The organism is Aquimarina pacifica (assembly GCF_000520955.1).
Taxonomy (GTDB): Bacteria; Bacteroidota; Bacteroidia; order Flavobacteriales; family Flavobacteriaceae; genus Aquimarina; species Aquimarina pacifica.
The window spans coordinates 26,972-51,537 of sequence record NZ_JACC01000036.1 but is presented as its reverse complement, the minus strand read 5'-3'; the positions used below and the strand labels follow the sequence as shown (position 1 = coordinate 51,537).

Genomic DNA, 24,566 nt, shown 5'->3' with positions numbered 1-24,566 from the left:
TAAATCATCAAATAGTACTTCGGATAACACAAAACATTTAATTTTTTTTTTATTTGCCTTTTGTTATATTAAGCGCACTTAATATCTTTTTGTCTTTAAGTACGACTTTTCAACTGTATAATTTACCAGATATTGTTTTAAACTACATACCGCTATTCTATAAAACAATTAGCTTTCTGTCGATTATTTTTCCTACTTATATGATTGCCCTCTCCTGTAAATACACACTAACTAAAAAGAATAATTTAAACAAAAAATGGTTGAAATATCTTCTGGTTTTTCTTTCTTTAATTCTATTCTTTGGGATTGTATTAGAATTATATCGATTTCTATTTTTAGAAAAATTACCATTAACCTATTTATGGACATTTAGTTCTATTTTTATTTATTGGTTAACCTATAAAGGAATGTATCAATTTAAATTGTCTAATGACCAATATGAAATTAGAGAAATTACTCAAAGAGACAAAAAGAAACCAATCGATTCTGTAAACGCTATAAGTTCTCATTTTAAAAAACTAATGTTTCTAATTGAAGAAAAAAAAATACATCATAACCCAAATCTAAGTAGAGATAGTGTTGCACAACAATTAGGAATTAGCAATGGATACCTTTCTCAAATTATAAAAGAAAATTCATCAGGTAATTTTTCTGACTTTATCAATTATTATCGAATAAGAGATGTTCAAATAATGATGAAAGACACTAGGTTTAATAACTATAGTTTACTCTCCATGGGTCTAGAATGCGGATTTAACTCTAAAACATCATTCTACACAAATTTTAAAAAAGAAACTGGGCTAACACCAAAAGAATATAAAAACAAATAAGTTCTATTTTCTCAAGAGTATCGATTTTCGAACTACAAAAACTATTTTGAGAAGTACGTTTGCATAAAATTACTAAATCAAAAAAATGCGAACATTAAAAAATCATCTATTACTATTTATTCTAATGTTATCTTCTGTCGTTAGGGCCCAAACTAAAACAATTTCATTTGAAAATGTAAATGTAATACCAATGAATATTGATACCATAATGGTCAATCAAAGAGTAATTATTGCCAATAGTAAAATAGTGAAGATTGAGCCCGCTTCTAAAACAATACCTGATAAAATAGATCTTACAATTCAAGCTTCTGGTAAATATTTAATTCCTGGGCTTGTAGAAACTCATTATCATCTACAAAATAATACTGAGAATGAGTTCAAACTTTTAATTGCAAACGGAATAACCTCAGCAAGAAACATGGCAGAATATGATGGTCAAGACCATATAAAAATAAGAGAAATTGCTCAAAGCAATTCTATTCTATCTCCTCATTATTACACCACGGGACCTTATCTTAAAAAAAATCATTTTAGTCATATAGACTCTGTTGAAACCCTAGTAAGGTACCATAAAAAAAGAGGGTACGATTATTTAAAAATTGCAGATAATTTACCCAAAGATATTTATTTAAAATTACTAGAACTTACTTATCAAGAGAAAATTGAAGTTGTAGGACATGGACAAAGAGAATTACCTTTAGAGTACTCTCTGAGAATGAAATCAATTGCTCATATAGAGGAATTTATGAACATTTTTACCAAAGAAGAGAGGAACTCAATTCAGTTTCTAACAAAAAAAGCAAAAGAAATCAAAACAAGTGGTGTTTATGTCTCTCCTACTCTCGGAATATTTGAAATGATTGGTAGATATGCTGATAAGGGTAAATCAGAAATATTGAATAACGATAAAAATATCAAATACCTCCCAAAACACTATTCGGATTACTGGAGGTCTGACAAAATTAATTTTAGAAAAAAATCGTGGTTTACAGAAAAAGAATCATTAATCCGACTCCAAAAAGAATTAAAATGGCAAATGGAGTTTACCTTACTGCTACACAAACACGGAGTACCATTAATGGCCGGGAGTGATACTTATGGCTTATTTCTTCCTGGTTTTTCTCTACATCATGAATTAGAGTTAATACACAATTCAGGACTTTCAACCTATGAAACGCTAAAAACAGCCACGGTAAATCCAGCACGCTATCTAAACACAATCTCCCAAAGCGGAACTGTTTCTGAAGGAAAATTAGCCGATTTAGTTTTATTAGAAAAAAACCCTCTAACTGATATTAGAAATACAAAGACCGTCATAGGTGTTCTTATTAAAGGAAAGTGGCTTGATAGAGAAAAACTGAATGAAATATTGCTAGATGTTGAAAATTCGAACAAGTAAAAAGAGCTACAGCAATTAATTATCTTAGCCAATAACAGAAAATGACTGACTTCTTTTTCGGAACCAATTATACGCAAACTGTTGGTAAACATAAATCTATCAATGATGAATTCAAAACTAAAATATTCTGAATCTCATCCTTTAAAAGCGGGATTGATAAATGAAAAACTATTATCAAAACAGGAGTTTATTAAAAAGTTTGAAGAGTTTCCTTGGGAAAAATTATTAGAGGAGCAACTAAATGCTAACGATGAAAATATTCATAACTCTCCTTCTCTAAATATCGAAAATAATGAAGAAACCGGAATATCGGTTTCAATAGTGGGAGAATTAGATAATTATGAATTTTATGTTTGTTATAAGAGACCAATGACTCGAAAGAAAAAAAAGTGGTTTGGACTCATTGAATATGATTATTATGATAAAGATTTCTGTAGTATAATCACAGAACAAACAAAAAATGACGGACTCGAAGCCTTCTTATACTTCTATGATAGGAATTTAGAAAAATTAGAGGAAAGATGGTAAAACAAACGATTTGTTAACACCATAATATGTTATCATAGCAGTTACGTAATTAACCCAGAGGTTATGGTATTTTTACCAAGACTCAAGACTTACCTAAGAGAAAAGTTAACAACTATACACAGAAAAATCGAAAAGCAATGTAACATTTTGCCCTGCTACGACATATACTTATAAAGTTAGGAACAAATATCATCATTAAAAAAAACTTGAATATAAACTAGAATATTTCTGACCTCCTAAACTGAGATAGCTTGAAGAGGTCATTTAAGACTAGTTAGAAAACTTTAAAAATTAAATAAATGACAAAACAAATTATTTTAAGACGTAGAAAACTTCTTCCTTGGTGGATGACATTTTTTATTTGGATTTTTATGTTTCTTGGAGCATCTGGTTTATTTCTTATGATTTGGGAAATCATAGGCTCTCCAATTAATTTCACATTTATGACAGAAAGGTCAATTTATGGAATGGAAACATATGACGGATTTTCATTGCTTGGATTATTCATTAGTTCAATAATTTTATTTAAAGGTTTTACTGCTTATACTATGTGGACAGAAAAAGATATAGCTATCAAACTTGGCCTAATAGATGCTTCAATCGGTATTATAGTATGTATTGGAGTAATAATAGTTTATCCTTTTTTCAATCTAGTTGATGGTACTTGGAACATGAATCTTCGATTTGAAATCCTTTTCCTAATTCCTTATTTAATAAAATGTTGGAAAATAAGAAAACCTTGGGAGGAATTTAAAGAATCCATTTTTGCTGAAAACAAACTTGAAATCAAAAATAAAATTATACCTGAACAAAAAACTGAACAAGAAATAAAAAAAGCTAATAACAATGACTGTGTTGAAATGGATAAAGAAGCACCGCAAAGGTTTATGCCGAAATAACTGTTGCTCTCAAAGTGCCTAATAAAAAGCACTAGCACTGTTCTTTAATTTTTTTATTTTAATTATCTCATAATACTGATTTTGTGGTGTTTAGATGTTGACAATCCTTATCCTTGTATTTCATGATTGTCAACATTTAAATATTTTATAACCCGCTAAATAGCCTATATGCGATCGACTTCTAGAGTCGTCACAAGCATCTGTCTTATCAATCCTTCTATACTTCTCTTTTTTAACTATGGATATCTAATGGATTCACAACTAAAGAATTCCAACCATAACTCTGAAAACAACGATGCACATAATAATCACAACACCAGCTTCATAAGCAGTACTACTTCATAACAAGAAAAATGTTTTAGCACATAAGATTTCAAGATCTCGAGCTTGGCAGACATCGTTAATGATCAACCATCGAATAGATGTGTAGAAACGTAAATGTTCCCGCTTCGCTTGTATACGTCAATGCCAATAAATAACTTTGAGTTCGTAGTATCATTTGTTTCCCCAAAATACAATGCTATTAGTTCTATTATAATAACCTAGGATACTGCTTTTAACATTGTTGCTATATTGTATTTGCATCCTTTGGGGAGCAAATGCAAGAGACAAGAGACGTTTTACCTGTAATTCGATAAAAAAATGAAGCCAGAAGAATTTATAAAAGCCTATGAAATTGCCTTGGGAACACAAAATTGGAAAAATATTGAACCTTTAATTTCTAAATCTATAAGCGTCACATTTTCAAATGGAACTGTTCATTTTGGAAAAAATGAAGTAAAGACTGCATTTGAAAACAATTTTATCAAAATTAAAAATGAAGAATATATAATCGATAATGTAAGATGGTTAAGGAAAGAAGAAAATTTTGCAGTCTATTTATTTGACTTTTTTTGGACGGGAATTGTAAACGAAAAACCTGTTTCTGGAAATGGAATCGGAACTTCTGTGTTAATAAAAGAGGATAACCATTGGAAGTTATTGACCGAACACTTAGGAAGAAAATCCAATTGAATTTAATAAAACTACTGCGAATCAAAGCTTCAACAAAAAGTACTAGCACAGTTCTTCTAGAGTAGTATTTTTTATTTTGCATATTACTTTATAAAAGTAGTATCCTAGAACTAATTCTAAACAACACGTTTACATTTTTTTGCCTATTTTTCGGCTAGAATTACAGAAGAGATAATGTTTCGTTTAAGCATTATGCCATTATTGGTGACTGTAATTAAGTATTTCCTTAAAACAAAAACTACATCCAACAGCATAATATGGTTTGGAAATATCCTAACTACCCTATTGTTTGGACTTTTATATAAAATTTAGCGTTTGAGAGAATATTAAAGTAAAATATTTATATTTAGGTCAGCACCAATCTAAAACCTATCACTTATCGACTGTGATACCTTTCTTATTTAGAAAAACCAATACCAATGATTAATACAAAATTATCTATATTAATTTACTTACTAGCATTTTTTATTTCTCCCCAAAGTACTATCGAATCGAATCTTTCTTTGCTTGATAATAAAATACCCACAGATACTCCATTAGTTTTTGCGCCTGGTATTATTTCCACTAAAAACAATAAAGAGTTCGGAATCACTTTTAACTCCGAAATGAACGAATTATTTTTTACGAGAAAAACAAACAAAAAAAGTTTTGAAATTTATATGATGAGATTAAAAGGTTTAAAATGGTCTAAACCAGAAATAGCTCCTTTTACATCAGATTATGAATGGGATTATATGCCTCATATCAACCCTAGTGGTGATAAAATCTATTTTGGAAGCACACGTAACCTTAACGATACAACTAGAGCTCAAGATGTAAATCAATGGTATTGTGAAAAAAGGGATAAAAAATGGAGTTCTGCTAAGCTTTTCGGAAAACCATTTTCTCGAAAACTTATACCTAGTGTAACATCATCTGAAAATGGTAATTTGTATTTCACATATATTAAGAACTACGAGACTCATGCAGATGCAAACATTTATTACGCTATAAATCAAAATGGTCAATATGAGTCTATCAAAAAAATGGGGGAAGAAATTAATTCTAAAAAATGGATAAGTAACCCTTATATCGCACCCGATGAAAGTTATATAATATATGATGCCGAAAAAAATTCAGTATCTGCTTTTGAAAATGCCGATTTATATATCAGTTTTAATCATAACGGAATTTGGTCAAAACCTTATAGTTTAGGCCCCAAAATAAACACTAAATCATATGAAACTGCAGCTAGTGTTTCTCCTGATGGTAAATACTTATTTTTTACGAGAAGTAGTTTAATTGATGGCGATAGCGAGAGCTCTCATTGGGAGGATGATATTTATTGGGTTGATTTTATTACATTGAAAAAAGAACTTTTAAAAAAACAATAACTCAAAACAAAAATAATTAACTCATAAACAAACAGTTAAAATAAATTTTAGCGTGTTTTCATAGAGTCTGACAAATCTTTTTGATTTGGTTTCATAGAAATAGATAAAACGTAGTAAAAAACATTGGATAAAACGATCTATAATATCATGACGATTTAAGGCTTGATTCAAAGGTCTTTGTATATTTAGTAGTCAATCATGCTTGCAAAACGAAAAAAGCACCAACCAATTCGTAGAAAACACTTACAATTCTATTAAAAATTATACTATATGGACAAAACAATAATCACAAAAGAAAAAATTAATAAGTCAAACGTATCTCCTGTTTATAAAGAGGCTATAATAAATGCATACGATTACGCTCAAGAAGATGAAAAAGGTTATTTTTTTGATGCAGCCTGCAAAGTATTCAGGTATATATTACAGTTAACAGATGAACTTCCTGAAGAAGAACAGAATGGTATTGAGTTTAAAAGTCTGATTGATGATACTGCCCCTTGGTCCGAAATAGATACAAGAATTGTAAAGGTGATTGTTCAACACGTAAGCAAAGATGAAGATGAGGAGGAGGAATATCCTGACCTATTTGAGTTATCATCTTGGCTTTTTCATAGATTAACAAATGTTTCTCAAGATGATTTCGCTTCAAAAATATTTAATCTTCTAAAAGAGAAAGGACTTGTTGAATCCGAAAAAGACATGATTCTATATTTAGTTTTATCGTATTCTGTAATTCTAATTAGAAATGACCAAACCACTAGTTTTGGGAGAATTGCATTGTCTTATATTGACGAAATTCTTGCATTATTAAAAAAAGAAAAAGAAAGTGAGGCCCTACTGCAAATTTACAAGCTTCTTGAAAAAGAAAACCCTAAGGAATTTACAAATAGACGTGAAAACCTTTTAGAAGATCTATTAAATTCTGGCAGTAATGGACGATATTATGCAATAATGGCTACAGAACAAGATGACCCCGATAGAGCATTACAATATGCTAAAGAAGAAAGTATAAACAAATACATTAGTACCGCCTATAGAGTTTGTTTTTATGCAAAAGGAGAAGCTAAAGAAAAATACAAAACCATGTTATTCGAACTATACAAAGAACATGGAATAGATGCTGATCGCTCATCACGAATTTTACAAATATGGGGCAAAGAAGAAGGTCCTGAAATAATTAAACTACTCAGCAAAGATTAGATCGAGTAAATAATAACATTGCATACTTCAATTGAAGAGAATTTGAAAGAAAAAGAGAAAACGAACTGTCAATAATTAATAAAAGATTTATCCAATTTAGAATATCTCGATCAACGTAATACTTAAAGAAATACCAGAATAGAGTAATTTGCTAATCAAGAATGGCAAATGGTATTTGAGGAATCATAAACTTAAAAGTTTCCCTGAAGCTTTTTGTAATACCTGAAACAGATAATAAAAAATAAAAATAGTGAACAACAACATATCTTATGTAAAGCCATTTCCTAAATCCTAGGTCATAAAATGCGATATTTTTTATTCAGAATAATATATTTAGGGCATAGTACTTCATCAATAAGTGTTACATCTTTGTATTTAAATTCTATTCTTTATCTTTGGTAGACAACAAGTACAAACCAAACCCCAAATATATCGATCTCGAAAACTTAAATATTGTTCTTAAAACTGAAGATCTGTCAATAGGCTACCATGTCAAAAAAAAACTGAATGTAGTCGCTGCAGATATCAATTTGAAATTACATGAGGGAGAACTCATCGGATTAGTTGGAGCCAATGGGATCGGTAAATCTACATTATTACGAACCTTGTCTCGTGTGCAACCTCCGCTACATGGTAATATATTCTTATCAGATAAAGACTTACACTCTTATAAATCAATTGAACTCGCTGCTCAGTTAAGTATTGTATTGACAGAGAGAATTGCATCAAAAAATCTCACTGTGCAGGAATTGGTTGCTTTGGGTAGGCACCCTTACACCAATTGGGTAGGTAAAATGTCTGAAGAGGATATAGAAAAAATACAGGCCGCAATAGAGGTTACGCATATTACTGACTTGGTGGGTAAAAGATGTTTTGAACTCAGTGATGGGCAATTACAAAAAGTACTAATTGCAAGAGCCATTGCTCAAGACACTCCGTTTATAATGCTAGATGAACCCACCACACATCTAGATGTATACCATAAAGCCTATATTCTAAAGCTTTTAAAACGTCTTGCCTTTGAAACCAAAAAAACAATTCTCTTTTCTACACATGAAATTGATTTTGCGATACAATTATGTGATAAAATGATTGTAATGAATCAGGATGGTTTCGAATTTGGTCGCCCCAAAGAATTAGTACAATGTCTTGCCTTTTCTTCTCTTTTTCCTGAAGACCTTATACTTTTTGACTCCAAATCAAGGCGATATATTGTTCGTAATTAAAAAAAGACCTCTCTCCTATTCTTTAGCTAAGAGTGCTAGTGGTATGCACACAAGAGAAATCCATTAAAAGTATCCAGTTTTGTATCTTTAGAAAGAATAATTGTCATATCTATAAGTATACAGTAATTTGATCATTGGGATTGGGCGTATGTATAGTATGCTAGCAAATATAAAAGGGGTTTCTATACGGATTTTCTTAATCTTCTACTTTGTATGGCTACAAACGATTTAAACATAATTTGACGATACTATAGTAGTACACCTAAAAAAAGAAAACATGTAAGTAAATGAACAGAGAAATGATAGACATAAACGATTGTATTATTTTATTGGAAGAAGCATCTACCAATAAAACTTTGATGGATTCATGTTTTTTTGATGAGCCTGTCATTTCTATTGCCTTTTACGGTGCTGGTGATGTTAGTCTAAAAGTAAAATACGATGGCAAAACCAAAGAATTCAATCATACAAAAGGTATGGTTCTATCCTTTTATGCTGATGAGAAAGTTGAGTTTGAGCACTACGTTTCTGACCAAAAACCATTGCAATGTATGGTGATTACAACGACCATTAGAAACTTAGACAAATTACCTAATGGTGAAGGTCAATTTTTAGAGCAGTTCTTATATCAACTAGTTCATCCTAAAGACCATTATGTTGAAGGCCCCATATTTAATATGACCCCAGAAATGTTCGTTTTAGTAGAGCAATTCTTTAATAATAAATATGAAGGAAGCCTTAAAATGATGTTCTATAAAAGCCATATGACTGCCTTACTATCACATTATTTTGGGCAATTAGCTATTCAAAAAGGAACTGAAATAAATGCGGCGTTGCTAAAAAAAATAAACCTCGCACAAGAAATATTACTATCTGATTTAGAAAACCCACCTTCTTTAACCGAATTAGCTCACAAAATAGGAACCAATACAAATACACTCAAGATAGAATTCAAAGCACAATTTGGTGTTCCGGTTTTTAAATACTTGCAGAACGAACGCCTAAAAAAAGCCCACCACTTAATCAAAAACGAACGCAAAACTATACAGGAAGCTGCCTGGGCTGTGGGTTATGATAGTGTAGGTTCTTTCTCTAATGCTTTCGAAAAAAAGTTTGGATACAGACCTAGCCAAGTATAAAATTCTTTTCGAATAAATCATAATTCTTTCTGAATAAGTCACTGGTTAACATCGGTCATAGATTTGCAACATAATTTAAAACCAAAAAGTTATGATTAGCAAAAGATTATTCAGTATCCTCTGTGCCATTTTAGTTTGGGCTTTAGGACTAAGCTTTTACCTCTTATCGTTTTACATCCCCATTTTAGAAAACCCTGAACAACAATCTAATATTGTAATTGCATTGACTATTATTCCTAGTGCTTGTTTTGGGACATATTTGTTCTATGCAAATGGCTTCATGAAACCATCTATGTTGGCACTAACATTTGTAATTATGGCCATAATCTTAGATGCATTAATAACAGTACCCGTATGTATAATTCCAAATGGAGGTAGTTACTCACAATTTTTCGGAGACCCCGTATTTTACACCATTATTGTTGAGTATTACTTTGTTGTATTGTATTGCGGAAATCATATAATCAAAAAACAGTCTAAAAATCAAACATTATGAAAACAGAAATTTTAGTTATTGGCGGAACCGGTAAAACTGGACGCCGAGTAGTAGAGCAATTACAAAATAAAGGAATTGAACCCAGGGTTGGCTCAAGAAACGCATCACCAAGCTTTGATTGGGATCAAAAAGACACATGGATACATGCCTTAGCCGGGATCGAACAAATGTATGTCACTTATTATCCAGACTTAGCAGTTCCTGGTGCAAAAAAGTCCATCGAAAGCTTAACCTATTTGGCCAAAGAACTAGGTGTTAAAAAAATGGTATTGCTTTCGGGAAAAGGTGAAGCTGAAGCTGAAGCGTGTGAGAAAATTGTTATGGATTCGGGTCTGGACTATACTATTGTTCGAGCATCCTGGTTTAACCAGAACTGGAGTGAAAGTTTCTTTTTAGACCCCATTCTATCAGGCGAAGTTGCATTGCCAATGTCTGATGTTCTAATTCCATTTGTAGATGCCAATGATATTGCCGAGGTTGCAGCTACTGTTTTACTAAATGATTCTTATAATGGCAAAATCATTGAAGTTACAGGTCCAGAATTAATTACGTTTAAGGAAATCATTAATATCATTTCAAAAACAAGTAACAGAAATTTAAACTTTTACGACATCACATTAGAACAATATATAGAAGGCATGAAAAAAATGCAAATACCCAATGATGTCGTTTGGTTAATTGAATATTTATTTAGTCATGTTTTGACGAATCCAAAAAATCAGCAGGTTGCCACTGATATTGAGGACGTGTTAGGTAGAAAAGCAACAACATTTTTAGAGTATGCCAAAAAAACTGCAAAAACAGGGATTTGGAGTCAAGTGAAAATCAAATAACTATTACTAGTTAAAGATGTAATTAATTGTTAATACCGTTTATTCAAAAGGGCCCTTTATTACAAATTACCATTTTGTATTGTCTAAAACACAACAAGTTCTTGACAAAACTAATGTAATAGTACTAGCAATTAAATAAAAAGTAAATTAAATTTTACCGATCGTTTGGTAATTAAATATTTTTTTATACTTTTGTACTATGAGACCACAAAAAGTATTAGATATAGAAATCCTGACAGGGTTAACTAAAGTATTTCGTTCTAAAGGATATGAAGGCGCTAGCCTAAAAGAATTGTCCCAAGAGACAGGTCTTAAAAAAGCGAGTTTATATCATAGATTTCCTGACGGAAAACAAGAAATGGCAACTGCTGTATTAAATCATTTAGGTGAATGGGTTCAAACTAATGTGTTTCAACTACTATTAGATAATGAGTCAACTCCTCAAATGAGATTAAAAAATGGATTATCAGAAATTAGCAAATTATATGATAGAGGAAATGAAATGTGCATCTTTCGTGCATTATCTATGCAAGCCGGTATCGAATTATTTGAGGAACAAATAAAAAACGGAATGAAAGAATGGATCACTACTTTTAAGGAAGTGGGAATCTCACTGGGATTACATGACAGTCAAGCCGAACAAATGGCACTACAAGTACTGATTGAAATACAAGGAAGTTTAATTGTTACCAAAGGACTAGGAGATATTTCTATTTTCGAAAATACACTACAGAATATTCAACATACATACCTAAAAGATTAAAAAAATTTAATCATAAATTTTACCGAATGTTCGGTAATAAATAATTTTAATATGAAAACGATCAAAACCACTTTAAAACTATTAATAAAATGAAAAGAATCCACCTTACTTACTTATTTGCATTGGCAATCATAATTTCATGCCAAGGCCAACCAAAAATGTCAAACAATCAAAAAACATCAACAGTACTAAATCAAAACAAAATGAACCATAATATAAAATATAAAAAACTAGAAATCAACGGTATAAATATTGCATACAGAGAATCCGGAAATAGCACCAATCCGACGATTGTTCTCTTACATGGTTTCCCATCTTCCTCGCACCAATACAGAAAAGTACTACATCAACTTTCTGATGAATTTCATTTAATAGCACCCGATTATCCAGGCTTCGGTAATAGTGATTTTCCATCAGCCGAAGATTACGAATACACTTTCGATAATATTGCAACAACGATACACACTTTTTTAGAATTAAAAGAAATTAAAACCTATGCGCTAATGATTCAGGATTACGGGGCACCCATTGGTTTTAGAATAGCTACTGCCAACCCTGAAAGAGTAACGGCTATAATTAATCAAAACGGAAATGCATATGAAGAAGGGCTTGGTGACGCCTGGAAAAATGTTAGAGAACTTTGGGCAAATAGAAATAAAAATACAGAAAAAGCATTATTACCCGCCTTCTCATTAGAAGGATTAGAATGGCAGTATACTCACGGAACTAGAAATCCCGAAAATGTTAATCCAGATAATTGGCATTTGGATTACTTAAGACTATCTAGACCCAATGCTCATGCTATTAACATTGATTTATTTTATGATTATCAAAATAATTTAAAATTATATCCAAAATGGCAACAGTATTTGAGAGATAATCAACCCCCGTTATTAATTGTTTGGGGGAAAAACGATGCATTCTTCCCAGAAAGTGGTGCTGAAGCATTTAAAAAAGATGTAAATACTATTGATTACCATATTTTCAATACAGGGCACTTTGCTTTAGAAGAAGATGGAGATGAAATCATTGATAAAATAAGAACTTTTATGAAAAATACACTGAAATAATCAACTGTAATAATTCAAAAAAAGCAATAGCGGTTTAATAGACATTCAAACCGCTATTGTTTTCAATAAATAAATTTATGAATTCAGTTTCTATTACATTCGAATAAATATTAGACAAGAAAATTTGCGAATTACAAAGCTTTAATTGAAAAATCATGTATTTGATAACACATATACAAAATAGTAATCTACAGTAAAATGAATTGAAATTCATACTTTTAAGAAATAATAATTCTATCATAAAAACCCTAATAAACAAATATGCTATTTTTCGTCTACAAGACAGTTGGCTTATAATAAATGAAAAAGAAACTCAATTTAATATTTATTCTACTACTCCCACTATCAATTTTTAGTCAGCATGAATTATCTAAAGAACAGGTAGTAGAGGATTTCAAAATTTTAAAAAGTGTTTTAACAAAAGGACACCCTAGCCTTTATGAGTACACTTCACAATCACAATGAGATAGTCTTTTTACAAACTTTGAAAAAGAAAAAATAAAAGCTATTCAAACCAATAATGACCTCTATAAATCTTTTGTAGAATTAACCGATCATTCTAGAGATGGACATTTGATTGTAATTCGCCCGCAACTCAAGTCAATACCTAAGCTCTTTCCCGTATTACTAAAAATAATCAATGAGAAGTTCTATACCGACACAAATGATTTTGAAATCCCAATAGGTTCAGAATTAATTTCTATAAACAATATTAAGGCTACAGAGCTAAGGAATCGACTATTAAAGTATGCTCCCTCTGATGGCTATAATACCAGTAAAAAATATAGACAAATAGAAAGAGAATTTGGCATTTTACATTTTTACGAATTTGGTCCCAAATCCAGTTATCAAATAACCTACAGAACACCTTCTAACAAGATATTATCAAAGAAAATAGAAAGTCAATCTTTTGAAAGTATTGGTAAGCGATTCTCTCAGCGAAATTCTTATTTTTCGATCTACCATAAAAGTAAAAACAAAAGTCAGTTTATAAAAAATACGCTAGGTAAAAAGGAACCCTTCTTATATTTCGTAGATTCCTTAAATACAGCTGTTCTTACTATTAACACTTTTGGTCTAGACAAACAGAAATTTCAGACAAATATTAAGGGATTATTTAGAGACCTTAAACAAAAAAAAACAAAAAACCTAATCATCGATATCCGGCAAAATGAGGGAGGATACCCCGAAAATGCCATGAATACATTTTCATATATTGCAAATGAAACATTTATTCAACCTTTATCACAACATGTTATTACCTCATCATTGCCACAAAATAATTATAGCCAAGAAATAAATAACGAATACACTTATAAATCATTTTTTGAGAATTATTTCCAAAATAGTTCAAAACAAGGGAATGAATGGACTATTTATGCTCCTAAAAATGAACTCTCTATAGCGCCTAGTAAAAAAGGATATAAGGGGAAAACCTTTATCCTAATCGGAGGGAAAACTTTTTCTGCAAGCGCAACTTTTGCTTTAAACTGTAAGAATCAAGGAATTCCTCTTATTGGTGAGGAAACAGGAGGAGGCTACTATCTGCACACAGGTGGATTTCCTGTAATCTACGAGCTGCCAAATTCAAAAATAAAAATCATGCTATCATTCGTTAAAATAAAGAAATATGTCAAAGATAAGACCGTAAAAAAAGGGACAGGAGTTTTACCCGATATCAAAATCAAACTAACTATTCAAGACTTGATCAAAGGACGAGACAGTCAATTAGATTATGTATTGAAGTATATCAAAAAAGAATTGGATTGATTTTTTCGGAGGATATTAGAAAACAAAAGACCCGGCAATCAAACCCTAAAAAATACTTGTATATACATCAACTTAGTTACGATAATAGATAAAAATAATTGAGTATCCATTTTTTTAGCGGCTGTAGCTACTCCCGAATACTTCTATTTTTATTTAGAACAATACAAAAACAGTAAAATCAAAGAAATTTATAGTACAATTGATATCTTGACCGAAGAAGGAAGTAAAATTTGTAAAAATTCTATGGCGTTGTTAATACATTTTGTTCTGAAGTATTTTTCCTTTTTTCACCTCTTTTATTTTTAGGATTTAGTTTTAATGGAATCGTAACTGAAGCTTGAAAACATATAGCCCCAACTGCATTAGCACCAATATCACCCCAAGAGGAAAAATTGTTTGGTGAAGTACTATCATAAACTTCCTTTAGTGCCCCCAAAATTGTGGCTGTAGAAAGTGAAATGATGCGCTTACTTAATTCAGATTTTTCTTTATGCTTTGGATGCATCGATAGATAAGTATATGTTGCAGAACTTATTCCGAAAGAAACTGCACAATGCATTATTTTATCTTTTTGCCAATATTCAGAACTCATCATACCTTGTCCGTTCATTCCTATGAACATCATTAAAACAATAACAAATACTATTTTTTTCATGACTAGAAGTTTTTATAATTAATTCAATGTTATTGGGCATTGCCACATCGATATTTCTAAGGTAAGCGTAATACATACCTAAAAATCTGAGAATTCGGTGAGTAGTTATTCTAAACCGTTCAAAACCCTTTATCATACCATGGATAGAAAATGGATATTGAACCATCAATTAGAAATGGATCTTCTTAGAATTATAAAAACAGGAAAGCTTGACATTCTCTATCACAGTGCGGACAAGAATTAGATTTTATTAAGAACAAACTATAATGACTTTGATTGTCAATGAGTGTACTAACAGTATTCTCCTTTGAGAAATCATAGTAATAATTTGGCTTATCAAAAAAATAAGCAACTTAAAAAAGTATACCCCTATTTCATAGTAAGACTTAACCAGAATAATGAATAAAAAGGCCTTGAATATAGTGCACTTTTGACTTTTTGAAAACTATACAACCTAGGCACTAAAAAAACCATAAAAAAAGACGCAATTCACCAATCCTATATCCTAAAAAACTACTGAAAACAGGGTGATAGGTAAAAAAGAAATAAGATAATTTCGCTGTCAGTTTTAACGAACAAAACTACCTACAAAAAATGCTTATACCAATATCATGTTAAAACTCCCCAATTAGAACAAGAAAATGGTATGAAATAGTCAGTCAGAAATAATGAAATTGTTACTCTAAAAAAAGGATGTCAAAAAACTTGAACATCCTTTTTCTTTTTTCGAAATACTGCAAATATTATTTATTAAAATGTATTTGTATTGCTCTGAAAAAAATACATGTCTGTAATTGTTACAAGTTGTTGAAATACCCAAAATGAAGTTGTATAATAAAATCAATAGAAAATTTAACTAGATATATAGCCGTTAACTTTTGCGCTCAAAACGCTTTTTTGGTATAGTAAAGTACCGTTGATTTTGACAAACACTCTAACTTTTTACAACGATATTCATCATACATCTTATGTATGGGTGCATGAGTGTCTATTTTGAATAAATAGGTAGTTTCTGTTATGATTTCGGTCTTAATCTTAGATTTTTTGGAAATAATTCTATAATAAGTAGTGTATAAGCATAATTTATACTAAAAATAATATAGATTTACCAACAAATTAACAAATCCATAACAAAACTACAAATGATATCATACTCTATATATGAAATTAACAATATTATCAAAGGTGAATTAATCGGTAGTACCGATCAAAAAATTGAAGGAGCTGAGGAGTTACAAAAAGCGAATAGCAATCAAATAACGTTCATTGGGAGTAAAAAATATGAAAAATTATGGGCAGACTCAAAAGCTTGTGCTGCTCTTATCAACGATAATTCTAAAATCGAGGCAGGCGATAATCGAGCTTTTATTAAAGTAAAAAATGTCGATTTAGCCATGGCAAAAATATTACAACTTTTTAATCCGCCACCACCCGTTTTTGAAACGGATATACACCCAACAGCAGTAATACACGAAACTGCAAAAATTGGTAACGGTTGTAAGATTGGAGCCAATTGTTACATTGGCAAAGATGTAGAGTTAGGAAATGAAGTAGTTTTATACCCAAATGTTTGTGTATTTGATGAAACCAGTATTGGTGATCATACTATTGTTTGGTCAGGAACTATTATACGCGAACGTTGTATTATTGGTAGTCATTGTATTTTTCATACAAACGTAAGTATTGGAGCTGATGGGTTTGGATATAGACCAAGTGACGATGGAAAACAACTGATTAAGATACCACAAATAGGTAATGTAATAATTGGACATTATGTAGAAATAGGTGCAAATTCGTGTGTTGATAGAGCAAAATTTAGCGCTACCATTATTGGTGATGGTTGTAAAATTGACAACCTTGTACAAATAGCTCATAACAGTATCATGGGACGTTCTTGTATTATGGCAGGACATAGCGGACTAGCAGGTTCTGTTACCTTAGGCGATGGTGTTATTATTGGTGGAAGCGCATCTATTAAAGATCATACTACCATACATTCGGGTGCTACCGTGGGTGCCGGCTCAGGAGTTATGAATGATGTAGAAGCAGGAAAAACTGTGTTAGGTTACCCTGCACAGGATGCCAGAAATATGTTAAAACAATGGGTTGCAATAAAACGGTTCATGAAAAATCAATAAACCCTCCTTAATAGAAAATACACTAGTTTTGGTAAACCTCATTTGTTATTGATACAAGGTTATTAGAGGGTAATTGATAAAAATCAAAACAGCCCACATTGTACGCATGCAAAATTAGCTTTACTATTATCAAGGCTATATACACTAAAGACAACCGATATTATCCATTATAGTATCGGTATAAATCAGCGCGATAATATTAACCAAATATTATCAAAGGGCAAATCCATCTTATTTACTATTCCTTTCCTATGAATTATTCTTTCCAGACGATAGAAAACTTATGGACAACAAGGAAACTCAAAAAAAACGAATTCAAAAATTGATCTTATTTTATTAAAAACCACTGAAAACAGGGTGTTTGTTTAACTGAAAACAGGGTACTTTCGGTGCACATTTAACTAACAACTTAAACAATGAAAAATTACTTACTTTTATTTGCAATTACCGTTGCAATTCTATCACAATCCTGTTCTAATGAAGAATTTGATGCTTCAAAAAATTTCGATGAAGTAGCGAATTTTACGGACTCACAAGAAATAGCTATAGAAAGTTCGGCACTTCCTGATCCAATTCCTACAGCTAAGAGCATGGATAAAAATGATAGTGATACGACACTAAAAAATCATTACTTCGGTCCCGAAGTTGGCCAACAAGTCTGGAATCCTGTAAAAATTGATGGACCTTCATTTGTTAGAAACGAAGATATTATTGAAGAAAAAAATTCGCTCGGAGTTACTACGGTTACATTTACCTTTGAGTGGGAGGATGATAATTTTATTTATGTATTTGACGACAATAGGGATATGTACCTTGCATTACCTATTTGGTATCCTGGAAGAAAAAATAGAGTATACTGGTCTACCGATTTAAGTAATTCCTGGAACACTTGGGAACAATATCAATACTATGTACTTGTAGGTGATGAATGTGACTCTGACAACGAACCTCCAACAACAGATCCTGTCTGTATTTATACAAATGGTAGAATAACCTGTAGAGGAATCAATTCTTTTAGACAATCTTTTCCTGCAGAGGTAAGTGACTCTAAATCTTTCCTTATTTATTCACTAAACCTAGATGATAACTGTGATACCTATCTTACCATACGACAAAATCCAGCTCCGGGAACGATAATAGAAAAACCGGGGAAACAATACACCAGCTACGAAGTTATTGATAACCAAGGAAATGTATTAAATGTATCTCACCATGTAGTATACCAATTATACGAAAATTATTAACATTTGAGCAAAAATAATGAAGAAGAATTTATACATATTCTTATATAAACTCACCAATTTAAATAAGAGTAAGGTGTAAAATAGTTAGTCACAAATAATTTAACTTTTTTCTCTTTAAAAGGATGTTCAATTTTTTGGCATCCTTTTTTCTTTTTTTGAGACATCATAAATACGTTCATAATTGTATTCTATTATTTTTTGATACTAATCTGATTTTAATTAAATTAGAGGAAATAAATACACCTCTCCTATTTACACAATAACATATAAAATACTTGAATATCTATTGGTAAAGTACCCAGAAAATATGTTATGACCTAACATGTGAAAATATGACATCGGTAGAAAACAAATAAACTTGGTACGGAAAAGAAATTCAACCCATTAAAGGAATAAAACAAGAATTACACATTAACAGAATCATTATGGATCTTTTATTTTCAACAAACAACAACATTCAGGCACTAAAAAATGGTGGCGCAGGAGTTTGTGCGGCAATGACCTTAGAATGGATAAAAAAAAGTCAGCAACTCAATGGGGTAACACGAGCATGGCAAGTTGGCTCAAGTTTTCAGTTTGCTATAGCACAAGGTGCAGGTATGATTGCAGGTACTGATGACAGAACATTTAGAAATTCTGGATTAATGAGCTCTTCAGAAAGCACAAGTATGATGGATCTGGGAAAATCTTCTATAAGTGGATATCAAATGCTATCTATATGGAATAGTGAAGAAACCGAAGGACATTCTATGGGAGTCTGGATAGATGAAAAACAAGGCAAATATCACTTTTTTGATCCCAATGGTGGACTTTACGAAGCAGAAAGTTCTTCTGAACTCTTATCTGATATAAACCTTCATTTATTAAACTGGTATTCTGATCTTAACGGAGATGTTTTGATTCGTAATATTATGTAGATTGTTTGTTTTTTATTCTAAAAAACAATTACAAACTTATACATTGTAATTTTACGCAATGAGCTTATTCTTAGGATCTTTATACTCTTTATAAAAAACTCTGGATAAGGGATAGGTAATAATCCCAAAAACAATAAAAAGAAATGCTATTCCTGTCGCATGAAGCATACTATTACTTTTTACATATAAATCTTGCAATAAAGCAACTGAGGACAAAAAATAGAATAAAAAACCACATATCATAATTAATCTAGACATCACTAGAGGTGCATAATTATACACTAATATCAAAAAATGCTTTACTTCTTTACGATGTATAAATATGAGTAAAGCAAAAGTTAGAACTTTGACTATTGAATCAAAAACCACTCTCTCCATAATAAATTTGTAAAATATAATACATAACAAAAACGGGCAACTCAATAGAATTACCCGTTTCTTATATTATCTATGAACTAAAAAAAAATAGTAGTACCCATAATTGGGGCTTCTTCTAGTATTATTGTTGTTCATAATCAGAGTTCCATTCTGATCCATCGTCTCCTTTTTGTCCATCCATTTTGATCATAAAGTTTTTGGCTGGGAAATAAGGTTTCATGTGTATATCTAGATGTACTCTATCTTTTTGTTGTGGATCTTGCTCAAAACGCTTGATAGAAAAATCTTCAATTAGTTTATCTGGTCCCGTAATATCATCTAAGAACTTAACGATTTGTCCCATCAATTCTTTTCTGGTTTTCGCATTAAAATTCTCAAAAGCTCTTCTGTTTAAGAAATCCATAAGTACTTTGGTCACATAATCAAATACACGCACTACAGAATAGGTTTGTAATCCAAGATTATCACCATTAAATAAAGTTTTTGCAGAGAATGCCATTACTTTACCATACTCATTTACCATAGGAACCAATCCTAATTTTTCTAACTGAGAAATTTCTCCTTTTTTAAGGTCAAATCGCACCCCATCAACTTCATTCATTCCTCCAAACTTCTTTCCTGCAGTTACCTGAGACATTAGCGTTTTATATATTTTTCCTCCTAATGCACTTGAAGGTGGTACAAATAAATCTTCATCTTCACCTACTTCGTCGTGTTTACCTCTTCCTACAAGCCAGTTACACGCCATTACCACATTAGATCTATATTTATCTCCTCCGGTAAGGTTTGCAGATTCAAACATTTCCATTACATCATCTGGCTCATCTAAGTGCTCAAAATCAGTAATCATCATTACTTTATTTTCATATGCCATTTTGGCCCACTTCTCTACCACCTTATTCGAACCTAAGTATCCTGGTACAACCATAAGGCCATAGTTATCTCTTAAATCAAGACGATCATATCCTTGCACTAATTCTTCATGCACAGCATCAATAAAACGAGTATTATCTAAGTCTTTTAGTTGCTCTAATTCTGCATTCAGAATATTAATATTCTTTACTTTTTGAGATTCTGTATTTTTAAAGAACAAAGCTACAGAACGATATGATTGCTCCATCTCTCTTGTTTGTTCTAGTGCAGCTCCCAAATTCTTTTCAAGGGATGCAGCAGCTTCTTCCGACTTTTTTTCTGATCCCTCTACCATTTCTGATAAATCATCAGAAGAAGAAAGTACTTCATTCCAGATCTCTAACGTTTTTTCAAGCTTTTGACGTTCTTGTTTTTTAGAAGATTCATTAAGAAATATCTTTTTTCTTGCTTTACGATCAGGGTTCATGTTTTGAACATCGTCAATACATGCCTCTAACAAGTCAAAACCACCATACTTGGCTAATTTTTCTTCATTAATTTTAAGCTCCTTGGCAGGATTTTCTATCTTAATTTCTTGTTTTGCCTTTTTTCCAAATGCCATGTATATACTTTTTTAACCTTGTTGCTGTATTTCTGCGATTAATGACTGAATTGACTTTAGCAATGCTTCTTTTGCATCTGGATCTGCTAATGCCGCTTTCAAAATTTTATTTGACTTTAGTTGTTTTACAACTTTTAGGTACTGATCCTTCTCAGTATCTAAATCGTTCAAATACTTACTTTGATTTATAATTCCTTTTTTTCCAAAATTGCCTAGATGCGAAAACTTAAGTGTTTCCTTGCTCTCTACTCCTTCTGAATCCTCAAAATCTACTTCGATTTCGGGTTTGTAATGTTCAAATACATGTTCTACAGAAGTCAATCCTGATACAATTTCTGGTTTTATAGGTTGATCCTGGGTTAATTTCTGAATAAATAATGTTTTATTCTGAGATATCTCTAATATTGCTTCACTTGCATCGGTTTGGACCTCCGTTCCTCCAATTCCATATTTGCTATCCATAACTAAGTCTTTAATAGTTGCTAATTCCTAAATATACTAAAATTTATTACAGATCATAAATTTAACTATGATTCCATATTAATTTTTCATCTTTTACGTCTAATTTTACTGTATTTCCCTTGTCAATCTTCCCTGTGATCAACATTCTTGATAACGGGGATCTCAAATCAGTACGGATTACACTTCTAAGTGGTCGAGCCCCATATTTTGGTGTAAATCCTTTATATGCCAAGAATTCTTTGGCTTCGTCAGTTAACTCTAATGTAATTTCCTGCTTTGCTAACGCTTTGTGCAAGTCTTTTATTTGGATCTCAAAAATCTTTACTACATTTTCTTTTGTTATCGGTGAAAATGGTACGATCTCTGTCAATCTTCCCAAAAATTCGGGTCTAAAATGGGGAGACATCAATTCTAAAAGATCCGAAGATTTCGGAATTTCTCCTCCTGTAAATGTTTTTACTACATGTTCACTCCCTATGTTTGATGTAAATAGGATAACTGCATTAGAAAAATCACCTGTTTTTCCTAGTCTGTCATTAAGTTTTCCTTCATCCAAAATCTGAAGAAAAATATCAAATACAGACGGATGCGCTTTTTCTATTTCGTCAAATAAAACAATTGAGTATGGTTTCTGTCTTATTTTATTAACCAAAAGTCCTCCTTCTTCATATCCAACGTATCCCGGGGGTGCACCATATAACAAAGCTGCAGAATGTTCTTCTTTAAACTCTGACATATCAAACCTGATAATAGCATCTTCGGTCTGAAATAAAAATTCTGCCAATGACTTAGCCAATTCGGTCTTACCTGTTCCTGTAGGCCCTGTAAAAAAGAAAGAACCTATTGGTAGTCCTGGTTTACTTAACCCAGATCTGGATTCTAATACCGCTTCAGTAATTGTTTTAACCGCATGATCTTGACCTATTACACGTTTTTTGAGATGATCCTCCATAGTCAGTAGGCGTTCTTTTTCGTCTGCCTGTAATTGCCCAACAGGAATTCCCGTTTTGTTGGCGATTGTTGCTGAGATATCATCGGTATCAACCGTATCTTTCTGTTTTTTTGACTTATCTAAAAATCGATCCAAAACATTTTTGATCTTCTCAATACTTTTCTCTAACGAATCCGAACTAGAATGTGCGTCGTTTTCATTTAACTCGGTAAACAAAAGATAGCTAAATGTATTTTTGAGATTATCCCATTGCCAGCTAATATCGGCAAGCTTGTCAGATTCTGTTTTGTCTGCGCTTTCTATATTGCTAAGACTCTCTGTTACTTTTTCGATCCTCGCCGCTGTAGTTTCTATCATATATCTCGATGCAGACATCGTCCTATCAATCAAATCAATAGCTGCATCAGGCAAACTACGATCTTTATTAAATCTTTTTGAAAGTCGTATAGCTTCGGCAATTGTATCATTAAGTATATCTAGATGATGATGCTCTTTATATTTACCAATTGTATTGGCAATCATTGTTAGTGCATCTTTTTCTGAAGGCTCCTCTAGAGCTACTATTTCGAATCGACGAGATAGTCCTTCGTCTGTTTCTATATGTTTTCTATACGCATCATTTGTAACCGTTGTTATAAAAGTAACTTCTCCTTTGGCCAGTTCTGATTTTAGAATATTCACTAATCCCTGATTACCGCTATCTTTATCAGCCAAATTATTCACCTCATCAATAAGCAAGATTGGTTTTTCGAACTCTTTTATTGCAGTAATAACTTTTTTAAACCGATCCTCGACCTCACTTTTATAACTGGCTCCGGAGACTAGATTTATAAAATCCAGTTCATAAATTTGTGCATTTTTTAGCGTGTCTGGTACGGTACCATTAACAACAGCTTCTACAAAACCATCAAGCAACACTGTTTTACCAACTCCTGGCTCTCCGGTAATCAAAACATTGGGTTTAGAATGTCGTCCCAATATTTCGGTAATCATTTTTATCTCTGCATCTCGTCCAAAAATATCACTTAACGTATTATTTTTTGCTTCGAGGGTTTTATCGATACAATATTCTTCAAGAATACCGAAGTCCACATTTTTGTTTGCTCCAGCAGTCGTTTTCTTTTTACCACTTCCAGCACCAGTATTAGCTTCGCCAGAAGTGCCTTTTTTTGCTGCAATAAGTACCTCATCGGCTTTCAGCGTTAAGGTTTTGAGCTGTTCATAAGAAAACCCAACGCCCGGGGTACAGATAGAAACTAACAATGCCATAGGCGTAATATCATTTTCGCCTAATTTTAGCTTAATGCTATCAGCTTCATTAAAAATAGCATCTATTGATTTATCACCTTCTATCTTATCAGGTATATTTGTTGCTCTCGGTAATGCTTCAATACGCACTTCGCACCACTCTTCATAATAATATATATCACCATCTATTTGATTAAAAAAATCTCTAAGCCCTGCATCTTTGTGTAATAAGGCCTTTAATAAATGTGCCGCATTATATTCATTGTTATGATATTCTTTGGCTATTGATTGTGCGACATAAATTGTATTACCTACTTCTTTGGTCCAAGTATAATCTAATGTTTGCATGTATTTTTTTTAGTCATAAAACTTTATAAAGGAATAAATACATAACTGTTTCAACGTTCTAACATTTCTTTACAAAAAAATGCAAATAGAAGAAACAAGCTGTGAGTAAGTATTCTAAATCTATAGTACTCTTGGGGATTTATTTCTCAAATATAGTAAAACGATGATTTCTTTTTAAAATTTTAAGGCAAAGGTTTTAAAGGTTCTTAA

The 24,566-nt window shown here is 31.6% G+C and carries 22 protein-coding genes; 17 read left to right on the top strand and 5 right to left on the bottom strand.

What is annotated here, in order from left to right; genetic code table 11:
- Window positions 1–260: 260 nt before the first annotated feature.
- From DZ60_RS0116435 to DZ60_RS0116365, 14 genes are all read left to right on the top strand, one after another.
- Window positions 261–830 carry a helix-turn-helix domain-containing protein gene (locus DZ60_RS0116435; RefSeq protein ID WP_161634435.1) on the top strand — a complete coding sequence of 190 codons (570 nt, stop codon included), beginning with the start codon at window positions 261–263 and terminating at the stop codon, window positions 828–830.
- 85 nt (window positions 831–915) lie between these two features.
- Window positions 916–2,229 (top strand): amidohydrolase family protein, encoded by a 1,314-nt coding sequence (locus DZ60_RS0116430; protein WP_025743126.1) that lies wholly within the window; start codon window positions 916–918, stop codon window positions 2,227–2,229.
- 102 nt (window positions 2,230–2,331) lie between these two features.
- Window positions 2,332–2,757: a hypothetical protein gene (locus DZ60_RS0116425; RefSeq protein ID WP_152537460.1), complete on the top strand. Its 426-nt coding sequence runs from the start codon at window positions 2,332–2,334 to the stop codon at window positions 2,755–2,757.
- A 299-nt stretch (window positions 2,758–3,056) separates the two neighbouring features.
- A complete protein-coding gene (locus DZ60_RS0116420) occupies window positions 3,057–3,656 on the top strand; it encodes a hypothetical protein (RefSeq protein WP_025743124.1) in 600 nt (199 codons plus the stop codon).
- Window positions 3,657–4,298: 642 nt separating this feature from the next.
- Window positions 4,299–4,670 carry a nuclear transport factor 2 family protein gene (locus DZ60_RS0116415; protein ID WP_025743123.1) on the top strand — a complete coding sequence of 124 codons (372 nt, stop codon included), beginning with the start codon at window positions 4,299–4,301 and terminating at the stop codon, window positions 4,668–4,670.
- Window positions 4,671–5,089: 419 nt separating this feature from the next.
- Window positions 5,090–6,043 (top strand): TolB-like translocation protein, encoded by a 954-nt coding sequence (locus DZ60_RS24380; RefSeq protein WP_025743122.1) that lies wholly within the window; start codon window positions 5,090–5,092, stop codon window positions 6,041–6,043.
- 270 nt (window positions 6,044–6,313) lie between these two features.
- The gene (locus DZ60_RS0116405; RefSeq protein WP_025743121.1) at window positions 6,314–7,243 is read left to right on the top strand and encodes a hypothetical protein; all 930 of its coding nucleotides are present in this window, start codon (window positions 6,314–6,316) and stop codon (window positions 7,241–7,243) included.
- Window positions 7,244–7,638: 395 nt separating this feature from the next.
- Window positions 7,639–8,469 (top strand): ABC transporter ATP-binding protein, encoded by an 831-nt coding sequence (locus DZ60_RS0116400; RefSeq protein WP_241448753.1) that lies wholly within the window; start codon window positions 7,639–7,641, stop codon window positions 8,467–8,469.
- A gap of 287 nt (window positions 8,470–8,756) precedes the next feature.
- Window positions 8,757–9,608 carry a helix-turn-helix domain-containing protein gene (locus DZ60_RS0116395; RefSeq protein ID WP_025743119.1) on the top strand — a complete coding sequence of 284 codons (852 nt, stop codon included), beginning with the start codon at window positions 8,757–8,759 and terminating at the stop codon, window positions 9,606–9,608.
- A 91-nt stretch (window positions 9,609–9,699) separates the two neighbouring features.
- Window positions 9,700–10,104: a hypothetical protein gene (locus tag DZ60_RS0116390; protein ID WP_025743118.1), complete on the top strand. Its 405-nt coding sequence runs from the start codon at window positions 9,700–9,702 to the stop codon at window positions 10,102–10,104.
- Window positions 10,101–10,937, top strand: a complete 837-nt coding sequence (locus tag DZ60_RS0116385) for an NmrA family NAD(P)-binding protein (RefSeq protein ID WP_025743117.1) — start codon at window positions 10,101–10,103, stop codon at window positions 10,935–10,937. The genes DZ60_RS0116390 and DZ60_RS0116385 overlap by 4 nt, the downstream gene beginning before the upstream one ends.
- A 199-nt stretch (window positions 10,938–11,136) precedes the next feature.
- Window positions 11,137–11,700 carry a TetR/AcrR family transcriptional regulator gene (locus DZ60_RS0116380; RefSeq protein WP_025743116.1) on the top strand — a complete coding sequence of 188 codons (564 nt, stop codon included), beginning with the start codon at window positions 11,137–11,139 and terminating at the stop codon, window positions 11,698–11,700.
- Between the two features lie 89 nt (window positions 11,701–11,789).
- Window positions 11,790–12,770 carry an alpha/beta fold hydrolase gene (locus DZ60_RS0116375; RefSeq protein WP_025743115.1) on the top strand — a complete coding sequence of 327 codons (981 nt, stop codon included), beginning with the start codon at window positions 11,790–11,792 and terminating at the stop codon, window positions 12,768–12,770.
- A gap of 573 nt (window positions 12,771–13,343) precedes the next feature.
- Complete coding sequence (locus DZ60_RS0116365) at window positions 13,344–14,540, top strand: S41 family peptidase (RefSeq protein ID WP_025743114.1); 1,197 nt, start codon at window positions 13,344–13,346, stop codon at window positions 14,538–14,540.
- Between the two features lie 241 nt (window positions 14,541–14,781).
- On the opposite strand, the gene DZ60_RS0116360 is transcribed toward DZ60_RS0116365, so the two are convergent.
- Entirely contained in the window at window positions 14,782–15,195 is a 414-nt protein-coding gene (locus DZ60_RS0116360) for a hypothetical protein (RefSeq protein WP_241448752.1), read from the bottom strand.
- A gap of 1,142 nt (window positions 15,196–16,337) precedes the next feature.
- Between DZ60_RS0116360 and lpxD the strand changes: the two genes are divergently transcribed.
- The 3 genes from lpxD (at window position 16,338) to DZ60_RS0116335 (ending at window position 19,494) form a co-directional block, all read left to right on the top strand.
- Window positions 16,338–17,333: a UDP-3-O-(3-hydroxymyristoyl)glucosamine N-acyltransferase gene (gene lpxD / locus DZ60_RS0116350; protein WP_025743112.1), complete on the top strand. Its 996-nt coding sequence runs from the start codon at window positions 16,338–16,340 to the stop codon at window positions 17,331–17,333.
- Between the two features lie 416 nt (window positions 17,334–17,749).
- On the top strand, window positions 17,750–18,577 hold the full coding sequence (locus tag DZ60_RS0116345) for a hypothetical protein (protein ID WP_025743111.1): 828 nt from the start codon (window positions 17,750–17,752) through the stop codon (window positions 18,575–18,577).
- A 425-nt stretch (window positions 18,578–19,002) separates the two neighbouring features.
- Window positions 19,003–19,494, top strand: a complete 492-nt coding sequence (locus DZ60_RS0116335; RefSeq protein WP_025743110.1) for a hypothetical protein — start codon at window positions 19,003–19,005, stop codon at window positions 19,492–19,494.
- Window positions 19,495–19,545: 51 nt separating this feature from the next.
- On the opposite strand, the gene DZ60_RS0116330 is transcribed toward DZ60_RS0116335, so the two are convergent.
- The 4 genes from DZ60_RS0116330 to DZ60_RS0116315 form a co-directional block, all read right to left on the bottom strand.
- Window positions 19,546–19,872, bottom strand: a complete 327-nt coding sequence (locus DZ60_RS0116330) for a hypothetical protein (protein ID WP_025743109.1) — start codon at window positions 19,870–19,872, stop codon at window positions 19,546–19,548.
- Window positions 19,873–19,993: 121 nt separating this feature from the next.
- Window positions 19,994–21,346, bottom strand: coding sequence for a DUF5458 family protein (locus DZ60_RS0116325; protein WP_025743108.1), 1,353 nt, complete (start codon window positions 21,344–21,346; stop codon window positions 19,994–19,996).
- A 12-nt stretch (window positions 21,347–21,358) separates the two neighbouring features.
- Entirely contained in the window at window positions 21,359–21,808 is a 450-nt protein-coding gene (locus tag DZ60_RS0116320) for a hypothetical protein (RefSeq protein ID WP_025743107.1), read from the bottom strand.
- 61 nt (window positions 21,809–21,869) lie between these two features.
- Complete coding sequence (locus DZ60_RS0116315; protein WP_025743106.1) at window positions 21,870–24,356, bottom strand: ATP-dependent Clp protease ATP-binding subunit; 2,487 nt, start codon at window positions 24,354–24,356, stop codon at window positions 21,870–21,872.
- Window positions 24,357–24,566: the final 210 nt, after the last annotated feature.

Coding starts and splice junctions, on each gene's coding strand:
- DZ60_RS0116420 (WP_025743124.1), top strand. CDS start 3,057: ATGACAAAACAAATTATTTTAAGACGTAGAAAACTTCTTCCTTGGTGG.
- DZ60_RS0116430 (WP_025743126.1), top strand. CDS start 916: ATGCGAACATTAAAAAATCATCTATTACTATTTATTCTAATGTTATCT.
- DZ60_RS0116395 (WP_025743119.1), top strand. CDS start 8,757: ATGAACAGAGAAATGATAGACATAAACGATTGTATTATTTTATTGGAA.
- lpxD (WP_025743112.1), top strand. CDS start 16,338: ATGATATCATACTCTATATATGAAATTAACAATATTATCAAAGGTGAA.
- DZ60_RS0116385 (WP_025743117.1), top strand. CDS start 10,101: ATGAAAACAGAAATTTTAGTTATTGGCGGAACCGGTAAAACTGGACGC.
- DZ60_RS0116325 (WP_025743108.1), bottom strand. CDS start 21,346: ATGGCATTTGGAAAAAAGGCAAAACAAGAAATTAAGATAGAAAATCCT.
- DZ60_RS0116335 (WP_025743110.1), top strand. CDS start 19,003: ATGGATCTTTTATTTTCAACAAACAACAACATTCAGGCACTAAAAAAT.
- DZ60_RS0116425 (WP_152537460.1), top strand. CDS start 2,332: ATGATGAATTCAAAACTAAAATATTCTGAATCTCATCCTTTAAAAGCG.
- DZ60_RS0116320 (WP_025743107.1), bottom strand. CDS start 21,808: ATGGATAGCAAATATGGAATTGGAGGAACGGAGGTCCAAACCGATGCA.
- DZ60_RS0116415 (WP_025743123.1), top strand. CDS start 4,299: ATGAAGCCAGAAGAATTTATAAAAGCCTATGAAATTGCCTTGGGAACA.
- DZ60_RS0116345 (WP_025743111.1), top strand. CDS start 17,750: ATGAAAAATTACTTACTTTTATTTGCAATTACCGTTGCAATTCTATCA.
- DZ60_RS0116330 (WP_025743109.1), bottom strand. CDS start 19,872: ATGGAGAGAGTGGTTTTTGATTCAATAGTCAAAGTTCTAACTTTTGCT.
- DZ60_RS24380 (WP_025743122.1), top strand. CDS start 5,090: ATGATTAATACAAAATTATCTATATTAATTTACTTACTAGCATTTTTT.
- DZ60_RS0116380 (WP_025743116.1), top strand. CDS start 11,137: ATGAGACCACAAAAAGTATTAGATATAGAAATCCTGACAGGGTTAACT.
- DZ60_RS0116405 (WP_025743121.1), top strand. CDS start 6,314: ATGGACAAAACAATAATCACAAAAGAAAAAATTAATAAGTCAAACGTA.
- DZ60_RS0116390 (WP_025743118.1), top strand. CDS start 9,700: ATGATTAGCAAAAGATTATTCAGTATCCTCTGTGCCATTTTAGTTTGG.
- DZ60_RS0116375 (WP_025743115.1), top strand. CDS start 11,790: ATGAAAAGAATCCACCTTACTTACTTATTTGCATTGGCAATCATAATT.
- DZ60_RS0116360 (WP_241448752.1), bottom strand. CDS start 15,195: ATGAAAAAAATAGTATTTGTTATTGTTTTAATGATGTTCATAGGAATG.
- DZ60_RS0116315 (WP_025743106.1), bottom strand. CDS start 24,356: ATGCAAACATTAGATTATACTTGGACCAAAGAAGTAGGTAATACAATT.